Source organism: Pseudomonas sp. dw_612 (assembly GCF_018449725.1).
Taxonomy (GTDB): Bacteria; Pseudomonadota; Gammaproteobacteria; order Pseudomonadales; family Pseudomonadaceae; genus Aquipseudomonas.
Map to the genome: position 1 here is coordinate 44,004 of NZ_JAAVVC010000030.1, position 12,760 is coordinate 56,763.

14 protein-coding genes are annotated in these 12,760 nt (G+C 56.3%); 11 read left to right on the forward strand and 3 right to left on the reverse strand.

Features of this window, described 5'->3' with window-relative positions; genetic code table 11:
• Positions 1 to 244: 244 nt before the first annotated feature.
• Entirely contained in the window at positions 245 to 457 is a 213-nt protein-coding gene (locus HB680_RS30295; RefSeq protein ID WP_213941966.1) for a hypothetical protein, read from the forward strand.
• Between the two features lie 212 nt (positions 458 to 669).
• Here the strand turns inward: HB680_RS30295 and HB680_RS30300 are convergent, their stop codons facing one another.
• The gene (locus HB680_RS30300) at positions 670 to 2,766 is read right to left on the reverse strand and encodes a TonB-dependent siderophore receptor (RefSeq protein ID WP_213941967.1); all 2,097 of its coding nucleotides are present in this window, start codon (positions 2,764 to 2,766) and stop codon (positions 670 to 672) included.
• A gap of 254 nt (positions 2,767 to 3,020) precedes the next feature.
• Between HB680_RS30300 and HB680_RS30305 the strand changes: the two genes are divergently transcribed.
• The 6 genes from HB680_RS30305 to HB680_RS30330 all read left to right on the forward strand — a co-directional run bounded on the left by HB680_RS30305 (position 3,021) and on the right by HB680_RS30330 (position 7,697).
• On the forward strand, positions 3,021 to 3,692 hold the full coding sequence (locus tag HB680_RS30305; RefSeq protein WP_213941968.1) for a DsbA family protein: 672 nt from the start codon (positions 3,021 to 3,023) through the stop codon (positions 3,690 to 3,692).
• A 280-nt stretch (positions 3,693 to 3,972) separates the two neighbouring features.
• Positions 3,973 to 5,259, forward strand: a complete 1,287-nt coding sequence (locus HB680_RS30310) for an OprD family porin (RefSeq protein ID WP_213941969.1) — start codon at positions 3,973 to 3,975, stop codon at positions 5,257 to 5,259.
• Positions 5,260 to 5,490: 231 nt separating this feature from the next.
• On the forward strand, positions 5,491 to 6,237 hold the full coding sequence (locus HB680_RS30315) for a 2OG-Fe dioxygenase family protein (RefSeq protein ID WP_213941970.1): 747 nt from the start codon (positions 5,491 to 5,493) through the stop codon (positions 6,235 to 6,237).
• A 13-nt stretch (positions 6,238 to 6,250) separates the two neighbouring features.
• On the forward strand, positions 6,251 to 6,688 hold the full coding sequence (locus tag HB680_RS30320) for a GNAT family N-acetyltransferase (protein ID WP_213941981.1): 438 nt from the start codon (positions 6,251 to 6,253) through the stop codon (positions 6,686 to 6,688).
• Positions 6,685 to 7,401, forward strand: a complete 717-nt coding sequence (locus tag HB680_RS30325; RefSeq protein ID WP_213941971.1) for an AzlC family ABC transporter permease — start codon at positions 6,685 to 6,687, stop codon at positions 7,399 to 7,401. Before HB680_RS30320 ends, HB680_RS30325 begins: the two co-directional genes overlap by 4 nt.
• The gene (locus HB680_RS30330) at positions 7,380 to 7,697 is read left to right on the forward strand and encodes an AzlD domain-containing protein (protein WP_010464672.1); all 318 of its coding nucleotides are present in this window, start codon (positions 7,380 to 7,382) and stop codon (positions 7,695 to 7,697) included. The genes HB680_RS30325 and HB680_RS30330 overlap by 22 nt, the downstream gene beginning before the upstream one ends.
• Here the strand turns inward: HB680_RS30330 and HB680_RS30335 are convergent.
• Both HB680_RS30335 and HB680_RS30340 read right to left on the reverse strand, forming a co-directional pair.
• Complete coding sequence (locus HB680_RS30335) at positions 7,614 to 8,540, reverse strand: LysR family transcriptional regulator (RefSeq protein ID WP_213941972.1); 927 nt, start codon at positions 8,538 to 8,540, stop codon at positions 7,614 to 7,616. The genes HB680_RS30330 and HB680_RS30335 overlap by 84 nt on opposite strands.
• A 330-nt stretch (positions 8,541 to 8,870) precedes the next feature.
• Positions 8,871 to 9,389 carry a DUF4231 domain-containing protein gene (locus HB680_RS30340; RefSeq protein ID WP_213941973.1) on the reverse strand — a complete coding sequence of 173 codons (519 nt, stop codon included), beginning with the start codon at positions 9,387 to 9,389 and terminating at the stop codon, positions 8,871 to 8,873.
• A 327-nt stretch (positions 9,390 to 9,716) separates the two neighbouring features.
• Here HB680_RS30340 and HB680_RS30345 point away from each other — a divergent pair, with 327 nt between their 5' ends.
• The 4 genes from HB680_RS30345 (at position 9,717) to HB680_RS30360 (ending at position 12,715) form a co-directional block, all read left to right on the forward strand.
• On the forward strand, positions 9,717 to 10,127 hold the full coding sequence (locus HB680_RS30345; protein WP_213941974.1) for an MbcA/ParS/Xre antitoxin family protein: 411 nt from the start codon (positions 9,717 to 9,719) through the stop codon (positions 10,125 to 10,127).
• Complete coding sequence (locus HB680_RS30350) at positions 10,127 to 10,804, forward strand: RES family NAD+ phosphorylase (RefSeq protein ID WP_213941975.1); 678 nt, start codon at positions 10,127 to 10,129, stop codon at positions 10,802 to 10,804. Before HB680_RS30345 ends, HB680_RS30350 begins: the two co-directional genes overlap by 1 nt.
• Before the next feature lie 109 nt (positions 10,805 to 10,913).
• On the forward strand, positions 10,914 to 11,099 hold the full coding sequence (locus tag HB680_RS30355; RefSeq protein ID WP_213941976.1) for a hypothetical protein: 186 nt from the start codon (positions 10,914 to 10,916) through the stop codon (positions 11,097 to 11,099).
• A gap of 2 nt (positions 11,100 to 11,101) precedes the next feature.
• A complete protein-coding gene (locus HB680_RS30360; RefSeq protein WP_213941977.1) occupies positions 11,102 to 12,715 on the forward strand; it encodes a Fic family protein in 1,614 nt (537 codons plus the stop codon).
• Positions 12,716 to 12,760 lie beyond the last annotated feature (45 nt).

Consider the following 12,760-nt stretch of genomic DNA (forward strand, 5'->3'; position numbering starts at 1 on the left):
GTGGGGTTGTAACAGCTTGAGTTGATTGCATAATCAGCCTCGCAAACGTTTCCCCGTTTCGCCTTACAGAAAGCCCGCAGCCCGTCAGGACCGCGGGCTTTTTTGTATCCACTCATCGACAGGTTGGAAACATTGGCACAGCTCTTGTATCTGTCATGAGGCAAAACAGGGAGGGGAGAACTGCGATGTTCTGTCATAAACCTTGGATAAGTTAGCCGCTCACAAACCGGGAGAGAGCGCCGAAATGAACGCCGAAGTTAACGTAGTGAGCGAGCGGACATTGCATCCCCTGGCAGTCAATGGCGAATCGCTCCAGATCCTTGCGCACTGGTTGAAATCCAATGGAACGCGTCAGATCAGGGAACCTGATCCGCGCCGGATGATGATCGAGCGCTACCCCGCTGGTTTGTTCAGCGAGGCGGAACTGGACGCGTTGTGGGATGTGATGGAAGGATAAAAAGAAGAACAAAGGATTGATGAAAGCGCTGCCGGGAGGGCGGCGCTTTTTTATGGGAGAAGGTTTTCGCGACCACTGAAGATCAAAATGTGGGAGCGGGCTTGCTCGCGAAGACGGTGTGTCAGTCAACGGATATGTTGAAGCTGAAGGCCCCTTCGCGAGCAAGCCCGCTCCCACAGGATTGATGTGGACCCAACAACCGTGGCCAGTGTTTAGAAGCTGTAGGTCCCGGTCACCACCAGGCTGCGCGGCGCACCCGGCTGGATCTGATACTGGCTGGTGGCCGACGCGTAATAGGTCTTGTCGCTGATGTTGTTCAACGCCGCGCGCAAATCCCAATCCTTCTGCCGGAACCCGGCCAAGGCATCCCAACGCCCATAACCTGGCAGGACGGTGGTGTTGAGGTTATCGGCATAACGCTCGCCCACCAGGGTCAGACCGGTTTCTGCGTACCAGCCCATCTCGGGCTTCCAGGTCAGGAACAGACTGCCGTTGTGCTTGGCCACGTTGCTGATGCGTTTGCCTTCAAAACCGTTGTTGTCCTTGACGACGGTCGCGTCCTGCACACCCACGCCACCGCGCACATACCAGTTGCCACCGAGCTTGCCGGTGCCGGTCAGCTCGATGCCACGGGAGCGTTGCTCGCCGGTGAGCAAGGTAATGGTCGGGTTGAGCGGATCGCTGGTGCGGCGGTTGTAGAGTTCCAGTTCGTAGATCGCCAGGGTGGTGCTCAAGCGATCGTCGAGCCAGTCGCTCTTCACGCCGATTTCCTTCTGCTTGGTCAGCTCCGGGCTCAAGTCGTTGCTATTGCCGGCCACGCCCGGCGTGATGCCGATCAAGCCGCCGCCCACCGGGGAAAACGTCTTGGTCCAGGAGGCGTAGAAGGAATGATTCTGCAGCGGTGTCCAGACGATGCCTACGCGAGGGCTGGTGCTGTGGCTGTCGCGATCTTCGGAAATGTCCCGCAGCTTTTTGGTCGACTCGATGTCGAAGGTGTCGTAACGCAACCCGGCCAGCAGTTGCCATTGATCGTTCAGGCGCAGTTGGTCTTGCACGTACACCGCGCGGCTTTCGACTTCGGTGTGGTTGTCGCTGGACACCTGCATGCGCCCGGTGTGGCGCAAATCGCGGTTCGGGTTGTACAGGTCCAGTGCGGGTACGGGAGAGCTGCCGGCCCCTGAGGTGGCGGCGTTGTACAACTTCGGATCGCGGCGCTGGCTGCCGATCTCGATACCGGTCAGCAAGCGATGCTCAAGGCCGAAAGTGTCGAAACCACCTTCCAGTTCGACGTTGTTGAACACGTTGCGGGTGGTCAGGTCTTGTTGCCAGTGCTGGCGAGTGACCTTTTGTGTCGCCGGGGTGTAGCCCGTCAGGTAGGTGTTATCGAAATCGCTGTCGAGTTTGAACACGCCCAAGGTATGGCGCAGTTGCCAGTTATCGCTCAGTTCATAACTGAGTTTCGAGCGTAGGGATTGCGACTTGTCGTCGATGAAATCGTGATCGTTGCCGTAGGTCGTATCCCGTCCGACATCTGCCGGACGTCCGTTTACACCGGGAACGCCGCGATCCGGCGTACGGTTGTAGCGGCTGTATTCGTACTGCACCAGCCAGTTCAGGTCCGGCGTCAGTTGCCAGCTCATGGACGGCGCGAACAGTTGGCGGTTGCCGCTGACGCCGTCGCGGAAGCTGTTCTCATCCATGTTGCCCATGTTCAGGCGCAGGCTGATGTTCTCACTCGGGTCGGTGCTGAGGTCGGCATAAAGGCTGCGCAAATCTTCACTGCCGCCCTGGGCCTCAATGGTCGAGCGCCGACCGAATTCCGGCAGCTTGCTGACGCGGTTGACGATCCCGCCCTGGCTGCCACGGCCATACAACACGGCGGCCGGGCCCTTGAGCACTTCGATGCGTTCGATGTTGTGCAAGTCGCGCACGTATTGGCTGTCGTCACGGATGCCGTCGAGGTAGAAATCGTTGCTGGCGTCGAAACCACGGATGCGCAGGCTGTCGAATCGGGTGTCGGCGCCGCTGCTGACGTTGGGAATGCCGCTGAGTGCGGTGCCCAGGTCGTTGGTGCCGTAATCCACGACGTTAGCGGTTTTTATCGAATCGATGGCTTGCGGCACATAGCGCACTGGCGTGGCGGTGCGCGTGGCGGTGCTGGTTGCTTTCACCCGTGGGTCGTCGGCTTCAGCCGTTTCGGCGCTGATGGATGTTTCGGGTAAAACGGTGGTCGCGGCACCGGCGAAACCGGCAGACAACAAAGCAGAAAAGCTAAGGGTAACGGGCGTTAAGCGGAACGGGGCAGGCATCTGAAGCGCATCCGAAAGGGGGAAGGAATTCGAGGGTGCGAATGGTAATGCTTGCTATTTACTTCCGTTAATTATTCCTGAGAAGTTCCTCTGATTGATTGTTTCAACTTGTGTCGAGGTTGATACCGTCACGCGGTAAAGGAATTCGACCGATTCATGAAACAGACTGAACGCCATTCCGGCGTTTTTCCGAAACGGTCTGAGGGCTAGGCTGCCGGCATCGATTTTTCCTACATTTTCGCCGGAGCTTTCCTATGAACCTTCACTACATTTACGACCCGTTGTGCGGCTGGTGCTACGGCGCCAAACCGTTGGTGAAAGCGGCTCAGGCCGTATTGCCAGTGATCGTCCACGGTGGCGGCATGATGAGCGGAGCCAACCGCCAGACCGTTTCGCCACACCTGCGCAACTACGTGATGCCCCACGACCGGCGAATCGCCGAGTACACCGGCCAGCCGTTTGGTGAGGCGTATTTCGAAGGATTGCTGCGCGATGAAACGGCGGTCTTCGATTCCACTCCACCCATCGCTGCCGTGCTGGCCGCCGAACAGATGGCTGGCCGTGGACTGGAGTTGTTGGGGCGTTTGCAGGCAGCTCACTATGTGGAGGGACGACGCATCGCCGACGAAGCGGTGTTGTGTGAACTCGCGAGCGGTCTCGGTCTTGAACTTCAAGCCTTCCAGAGGGCTTTCGAGCAAGCAGATACCGACGGTCACATCAAGCAAAGCCGCGCACTTCTGGCCAGTGTTGGCGGCCAGGGTTTCCCGACGTTCGTTCTGGAACAGAACGGCCAATTCACGTTGATCGACATCGGCCCGTGGCTGGGCAAGCCAGAAGTCTTCGCGGCCTGGCTGAGGCAATCGCTGCCAGCCCAAGCTTCTTCATCCGGGTTTCAAGCCTGTGGCCTCGACGGCTGCGCCGACTGAATTCGCCTGGGATCGTGCAACGGGCACTCACAAACAAGCCATTTCTTAGAAGATTTTCGCCTAATCTCAGACGATTCATGAAATTGACACATGCTTGAGGGCGCGGATAGGATTCACGCCAACGCCTGTGGCCAACCGCCACGACCCACAAAATAATAAAAGGCCCGCCGCGATTTATCGTGGGCGGGCCTTTTTGTTTCAGGGTGAAAAAAGAGCGCAACAGCGCCATTTCAGCCGTTCGGCACAGCGCGTATCAACCAGTAATAAGGAAAAGAACAAAATGTTGAATAAGCGAATCAGCCTGATCGCTCTGGGGATGTTGAGCGCTACACAGGTCATGGCTAACGACCAGGCCGAATCCAAGGGATTTGTTGAAGACAGCAGCCTCAAAGTGCTGCTGCGCAACGCCTACATCAATCGTGACTACAAAGACGGCAACGCCGACAAATCCGAGTGGGGCCAAGCGGCCATCGGTACGTTCTCGTCCGGTTTCACCCAAGGCACCGTCGGTGTGGGTGTAAATGCTTTAGGTCTGTACGCACTCAATCTGGAGCGCAGTGAAGACCGGAGCGGTGCCCAAGGTATCGACTTCTTCAAGAAGGGTGACAGCGGCAACCCGGCCAACGACCTGTCCAAGGGCGGCGCAGCCGTCAAATTCCGCCTGTCCAGCACCACGCTGACCTACGGCGACCAGATGCCGGAATTGCCGGTGCTGAACTACGACAACTCGCGCCTGCTGCCAGAAAGCTACACCGGCACATTGATCACCTCCAAAGAGATCAAAGGTCTGGTGCTGAATGCCGGTCGCTTCACCGCCGAATCGCGCAAAAGCGCTGAAGGCCGTGACAGTGGCGGCTTGAAGTCGATCAACGTATTGGGCGGTAGCTATCAGTTCACCGAACAGTTCAAAGCTGCGGTCTACGCGTCCGACGTCGAGGACGTGCTGAAGAAGCAATACGTGAACGCCAACTACGTGTTCCCGATCGACAAGGATCAGTCCCTGACCCTGGACTTCAACGGCTACCGCACCAAACTGGACAATTCCTACGTCCGCGAAAACGGTATCACCGGCGACGACAACAAAATCTGGAGCCTGGCAGCGACCTTCGCCACCGGCCCGCACTCGTTCACCCTCGCTCATCAGCGCAGCACCGGCGACAGCAACCTGGGCTACGCCTACGGCGGCTATCAGCGCGATCAAAACCGTGTCGGCGATGGCGGCAACACCATCTACCTGGCCAACTCCTACTGGTCCGACTTCAATGCTGAAGACGAACGCAGCTGGCAGCTGGGCTACGGCCTGGACTTCAGCACCTTCGGCGTTCCGGGTCTGAGCTATAACTTCGCCTACGTGCGCGGTGACAACATCACCACGTCCACCAGCGAGGGCGGCACCGAGCGCGAGATCTTCAACCAGTTCAAGTACGTCGTGCAAAGTGGCCCGGCCAAAGACCTGAGCGTGAAGTTGCGCAGCTCGATCCTGCGTGTGTCGCAGAAATCCAGCGAGTACAACGTCAGCGGTAATGAAGTGCGTGTGTTCGTGGATTACCCGATCAATATCTTCTGATGATCGCGTGAGTTGCTAAACGCTCTAAAAAAATCCCGACTGGCTCGGGGTTTTTTTTTGCTGTTTTAGGGTGAAAACGTTCTAAAAGCGCTTTTTTTGGCATAAAAACGTCGATTCAAGCGATCTTTTTATGGCGCTTCAAGCAACGCTTGAGATGCCTGAAATTCTTTCTCATGGGACGGAAATCCTGCACCTAATAGATTAGGCCGCTCAATGCAGCGGAGACTAGTAATGATCGTTTTAAACAGAGAAGTTGGCGAATCGCTACGGCGCGACAAATTTGTCAACGTCCAGGGTGGTGACTTCAATCTCTACGGTCATTTCGCCGACTTCGTCCGACTGACCAGAAGTTGGGAAAACATGGAGCCGGACAGCTACTACGGCCAGGCCGAATCCGGTATGCGTTTCCGTCGCTACAGTGACTTCGAATACAACCCGGTGACCCGCGAGTTGAAGCAGCTGGAACACCGTGCCTATGTGCAGTCCAAGGCCAACAACAGCTACGTCGGCGGAATGGTTCGCCACTTCCAGGACTTCTCCGATGAAGTGATTAATTCGCCGGTGATGCGCAGCCTCATCGACATCGACTTTGAGGTGTACAAAAACGTCCTGCCGCCGGAGTTGCACGATGAAATCTGGCAATGCCAGATCCATCAGATCCGCATCGAGATCAAGCCGGGCAAACAACTGGAAATTACCCCTGAAGGCATCCATTGCGATGGTTATCCGTTCAGCGGTGTGCACTTCTGGGGGCGCAACAATGTGGAGGGCGCCGAGAGTCGTCTCTATAGCGCTCATGAAGAGCAATTGGCGTCGACGACGTATCAGGAAATCCTCGACACCACCTTCTTCCTCGATCGCGATATGCGCCACTACGTGACCCCTGCGCGCAATGTCCACTCCCACGACATGGCGTACCGGCAAATCCTGGCGATTTCTTTCTCGCGGCCCGGGACCGCTTTCGACATTGTTCGCTGAACAGCTCGACCTCATGGACAGCGCCTCGGCATCGGTGATGCTGTGGCGGGCCAATGCCAAGGATGCGCTGCGCCTGGAGCGCTTTTTCCGGCAGTTCGACGAAGTGTCGTTCTGCGAATGGCAGGACGCCAAATGCCTGCGTGGTGTGTTGGTGCAGAAGACCACCACCGCGTACCTGGCGCTCGACCTCAGTGGCGAAGTGGTCGGCGCGGTGCTGGGCGGCATGCTCGGCAGTCGCGGCACCATCAACCATTTGGCCGTGAGCCCGCAATATCGCGCCCAAGGCGTGGGCCAGCGTTTGGTGGAAGCGGCCTCGGCGGACATGAAGCGCGTCGGTGTGCTGCGGATGTTCCTGTTCGTCGACGATGCTAACCTTGCCGGCAAGCGATTTTGGACTGCCCAGGGTTTTTGCGAGCCGCGTGGCGAAACGACCTTTGAGAGGGACCTATGAATGAGACGTCCAGCAGCCAGCCGCTGATGGTCGAGCCGCAGCCTTCGCGCACCTTTGCAGAAGCCAGCCCGGTGGTGGCCGGTTACTTCACGGTGTCGTTTGTGTTTGGTTTGATGGCCGTCAACGCCGGGTTGCCCGTGTGGTTGCCGGTTGCGATGTGCCTGTTCGTGTATGCCGGAGCTTCGCAGTTCGCCGCGTTGGCGCTGATCTCCAGCGGCGCTTCGCTGACCACGATTATCCTCACCACGTTTTTGATCAACGCGCGGCACATGCTGATGTCGGTCTATATGGCCAAGGCGTTGCGGGCGTTGGGGCTCAGTCGTTTTGAACGTTGGTGTTATGCCGGCGGACTGACCGATGAATCGTTCGCTTTCCACAGCGTGAAACTGGGCAGCGGCGCGCCGGTCAACGTGCGTTACCTGATCGGCTTCAACCTGTTCTGTCACACCTCGTGGGTGATCGGCGGTTTGCTCGGGGCGATTTGCGCGCAGTACGCTTCGCACTTGATCAAATATCAACTCGACTACGCCCTGACCGCGATGATGCTCTACGTGCTGGTGTCGCTGTGCAACACCCGCAACAAGCTGATCGCCGCTGCGGCCGCCGTCGCCTGCATGGGCGCCTTGAGCCTGGTCGGCAGCTCGCCGTTCAACGTGTTTATCGCCACATTCGTGGGTTGCGGGGTGGGTGTATGCCTGACCAAACGTTCCTGATCCTGGTCGTCGTGCTGATGATGGCCGTGACTTTCCTGCCGCGCGCGCTGCCGTTGCAGGTGAACACCGACCATTGGCCGCCCTTCGTCGCGCGGGCACTGGAATACCTGCCAGTGGCGATCGTCGCTGCGATCAGCCTCACGCCCTTGTTGATCAAGGACCAGCATGTGCAGCTCGATCGCCCGGAATTCTATGCCGCGATTCCGACGTTGTTATGTGCGTATTTCAGCAAAAACCTCTTTCTCAGTGTGGCGGTTGGGACGGCTGCGTACATTGCGCTCGGCTCGTTCATGTAGGCGCAGATCGACCACGTCGCTCAGTGCCTGGCCGGACAACTCAGGGTTATTGACCGCCAGCTGCACTTCGAGGAAATCCTCGAAATCCGGGAAAATGGTCAAGCCGTTACGCTGGGCGGCTTCGCGGGACACCATGCCGATGCCGTCCATTTGCGGGATCAGCGACAAGGTCAGGGTTTCGCTGCAGGAGTAAATCGTCCGTTGGCCGGTTTCGTAATTGCCCAGCCCCGCGTCGAGAAAGCGCAAGAAGCTGTGGGAATACGGACAATCGTCCGCCGGACGAACCTGAAGCTTGTCGCCCAGCATCACCAGTGGATCGTTCTCCTGGCCGCAGTGCGCACCGACCACCTGAACGTGTACGTCCGGCAGCAAAATACTGGGTAACCCCGGTTTTTGGGGCCCGATCAACACGGCCAGGTCGAAATCTTCATTCTTCAGCTTGCTGAGGTTTTCCATCGACTCGGCGTAGGAGAATTCCAGTTGATGATCTGGAAACACCTCAAACAGGCGCCCGATCATTCGCCGATTGAAGTCCTCCGACAGCGTGGTATTCAGCGCCACCTTCAGCGTGCGCTGACCGGGCACCTTTAACGCAGCGACTTTCTCTTCCATCTGCCGCGTGGCGACCAGGACCTTGTCGATATAAGGCGTGAGCTGCGTGCCCTGCGCCGTCAGGGTCAAGCCCTTGTTGGAACGTCGAAACAGGCGAAAACCAAACTGCTCTTCGACCTTGTTCAACTGCGCGGCCAACGCCTGCACCGTCAAACAGGAATGCTCTGCCGCCGCCGACAACGAGCCAGTCTGCACAATGCGCATGAGGTTGCGTAAGGTTCTGCTATCCATGGGGTAATGCCCTCTAAAGTGGGCTGGCAATTGTTGTGTACTTAGCGGCCGATCCTGCGCCTATGCCGGCTATATTCCTGCACCTGAGCATAGTTGTCGCGGGTTTAGTAGCGAATTGATTCCGCAGCCGATGGCTGGAGGCTTACACAGGATCGGGGTTTTTTGTGATAGGAGAGTGATTGGGGTCAAAAAAGGTGCTTGGGGCGGGGGCTGATCAGGCTATTTTTCCGGGCGGTACCGGTAGTCACCGTGGTGATCAAGAGCGCAGGCTAATGCGGCCTCATGGGCCGCATCGAAGACAGTGTCGCGGAGCAAAGGGAAACGAGACGGTTATCGAGCGCCACAACAGCTTGCGCCCGGACTGGCGGAGATATCGGTGAGCGGCGCATTCCCTGATACGTATTCCCATTCGATTCTTAGTACTTTCAGCCTTTCCTGAATATCTTCTTCTTTTAACACCGTACTTTTTGCCTTCAGGTACTCCATTTTCCTTCTCAGCTTTCCATAATGACTTGCTGTGGCGCGGTGTTGTTCGGCTCTCTCCGAAAATCTTGAGAATGAAACAATGCCTGACAACACGGCGGATATAACGCTCAAAGCGACCAGCGACCACTTGAACCAATCCTTTGCGTCGGCAAGCACTAATGCCGTAACAATGACAGTGCTAATTATTAGTGCGATACCCGTATAAGCTGACTTGTTATAGAGACGCTCTGACATGGTGTAGTGCCCACGCTGGGCGCTGACCAGTCTTTGAAGCCAATCGTTGATGATTTCACTGAAGTCCGTGCGATTTGTGCAGGTCGATGTCTCGGGAGTATCTATAGGGTCAGCTGTTTTTACGCACATACAACAATATCCATATAGTGTGGGGGAACCAGATTAGTTGATGAATAGAAAATGTGCCACTAAATGGCCATATATTGCTGTTTTTTCGAATATGGAACAAGAGGGCAGTGAGGTTTGATGTTTTGGTATTACGGGAAGGCATTGCGCCGATGGCCGGTTTCGTCGCGCTATAAATTGCGTTTAATCCTGAGCTGAATCAAGCGGTGGCACCAAGTCCTGCCTTTGAAATCGCGGTATTTCGTCGTACGCTTGCGAATAAAAATCACACAATAATTCATATCCGTACTAATCTGATTTCAAGACATCGCTACCCATAGGAGGCCCGTCATGCCTGCCTCATCCCCAGCCCAAACCCCGCAGCAACAGCTCGACTCGCCCGAAGCCGGCCGGGTCGCGCTCAAGTTCTTCTTCAACCTCATGGAACGTTGGGGCTGCAGCGCCGAGCAACAACGCACCTTGCTGGGCAAAGTCGGCAACACCACGTTCTACAAGTACAAACACCTACCGCCCAACATTCGTTTGCCCCACGACACCCTGGAGCGTATTTCCTACCTGATGGGCATCCACAAAGCGCTAAGTATCATCTTCAGCAATAGCCGCGAGCGCGCTTACACATGGGTCAGCAGCCCGAACACCGCTGCGCCGTTCAATGGCCAAACGGCTTTGGATTACATGCTCGTGGGTCGCGTGGTGGACATCGCCGATGTGCGCCGCTACCTCGACGGAGTGCGCGGTTGATGGCGCCGGAACTGGCTGATGCGCAGTGGCCGCGGGCCTATCGGATCGTTAACAGCTGCTTTCCGCCGATCTCGTTGTTTGAAGACGTGCTTGATCCGGAAGACTTGCCGACCGCTTATGCGCTTGAAGCGCTGACCAATGATCGGTTGATGGAAGAGGCCGGCGTGCTTTCCCGTGTGCGACCTGAAGATCGAATCTCCGGGCCTGGCTCTACGCCGGTCATGGCTGCGTTTACTCACATCGGCAAAACCAGTCGCTTTACGGATGGCACGTTTGGCGTCTACTACGCGGCCAGTAGCCAAGCGGCAGCGATTGCCGAAACGAGTTATCACCAGGAACGTTTCCTCGCTGCGACCAATGAGCCGGACCTTGAATTGACCATGCGCACTTACGTCAACAAAGTCGTCAAACCGCTGCACGACATTCGGCAGAACTATCCGCATCTTCATGATCCGGACCCGACTGCCTATGGCCCCTCTCAGGCCTTTGCCCGGCAATTGCGCGAAACGCTGTCGTGGGGATTGCTCTACAGCAGTGTTCGCTTGCCTGGGCATGAATGTGTTGCCGCGTTTCGACCGCCAGCGGTGTCGATTCCGAAGCAGGGGAAGCATATTCGGTATGTTTGGAGTGCGAGCAGTCGGCGGATTTCGTTTGTGTTTGAGGTGAGTGAGGTTTGAGCGGGAAGGCTCAAATTGTTAGAACTTGAGTCTGGATTGGCCGGTTGCTAATCGTTTTTATGCAAAATGTCGGTTTTGTAATCGTTTTTGAGCATCTGAAATCGTTTTTATGTGGTTGATTGAGCTTTTGGAACTCAAAAAACCGTTAGCGAATTCAATTCAAGCTGTCCTTAATAATCGTTTTTATGCACTTATGCCGAAAAATAATCGTTTTTATGCAGAGAAAATTGATTTTGAGCGTTACTCTCCATTTGTAAGGCTTTTTAATTTGGCCGAGCTTTTCAAAGGAGTGTGACCGTGAGCGAGTTTCCCGCAGACCCTATCGGTGCAGCCTGGCTAGCGACGACATTCGCAGTCTTGCCGATGGCGAGGCTGCCAGTGTTAAGTCAGGTCGGTAGTCGGCGGTTCACTCAGGTTGAGGATGGGTTTCGTCTTGAGACTTACCCGGAAAATATGCGCCCGGATCCGGACCTCGCCTCCCATCTGCAATTTCACCTGCGGCATGAAGTCTTAAACCTTGAGTTTCTGACCCGACTGTTTACGAAGCTCGGCCCTTCATCGGTGCAGGGTTGGTTGGATGCCGAGCCTACGGGTCAATATGCGCGCAAGGCAGCTTTCTTGTTCGAGTGGCTCACTGGTCAGCAGTTGCAAGTGCCAGATCGAATAGGTGGTAACTACGTCGATGTTATCAACGCCGATCTGATGGTAGCCGCTTCACCTGAAGAAGCGGTGAAAGTCCCGCGTTGGCGAGTGAATGACAACCTTCCAGGCACGAGCTACTTTTGCCCAACCGTCGTCAAGACAGAGGCCGTCAAATCAGCCGCCAACCTCGATGTTCCGCAGCTCTTTGGTCAGCTGACCGCAGAGTTTGGCGAAGCGCTTCTGCTCCGTGCGGCGGCGTGGATGACGCTCAGGGAAAGCAAAGCGAGCTTCGCCATTGAAGGGGAGGCGGATAGTTCGACTCGTATCCAGCGTTTCGCCGATGTCATGGCAAGACGCACCGGCCAGGGCGAACTGCCACTCACCGACGCAACACTGGCGGAGATGCAAAAAGAAATCTTGGGAGACGTCACAACACTGACACGCCTGGGAATTCGCCAGTCCCCCGTTTTTGTTGGCGAGACGGTGCGCTATCAGGAAATTGTCCACTACGTCGCTCCGCCCGAGGTTGACCTGGAGCGAATGCTGGAAGGTATTCGCGTATTTCTGAATCGCACAAAGGGGCAATCGCCAGTCATGCGTAGCGCCGTAACTGCGTTCGCTTTTGTCTATATCCATCCGTTGGCCGACGGCAACGGCCGGGTCCATCGCTTTCTGATCAACGATATTTTGCGTCGTGATGGCGCCATTCCAGACACGGTGATTCTTCCGATTTCAGCCGTTATCACCGACGACTCTGCGGAGAGGCGCCTGTATGACAGCGTGCTGGATCAGGTTTCAAAACCGCTGATGCAGGGCGTACGAGACCAGGTCGCGTTTGCCAGTACTCGTACGCAGTATCCGGACGGCGTGGTCTCAAATATTGAATTCACCGGCCAGGATCAGGCCCGTCCCGTGTGGCGTTACCCGAACCTGGGGCCGCATGTGGTTTTCATGTCCAACGTCATTCGCCGTACCATTACCGAACAGATGCGTGAAGAGTCGCGCTATCTACGCAGCCACATAAGGGCCAGGCAGGCCATCAAGGAAGTCGTTGAGATGCCTGATCATCAGGCTGATCGGCTCTTGCGATCCATGGAACAGAACGAAGGCAAGTTGAGCAACGTATTGGCGAAGGAAATGCCAGTGCTGACAAGGCCGGAAGTCTGGTCCGCCATTACTGAAGCGGTAGCTCAGTCTATGCGAGAGGAAGAGCCGATAGACAGTAGCGTGAGTGATCGCTACCACCCCACTCAGCCAGTGGGCAGATAACGGACTTATGCAAAAAAGCCCCGAGTGATTCAGGGCTTTTTTATG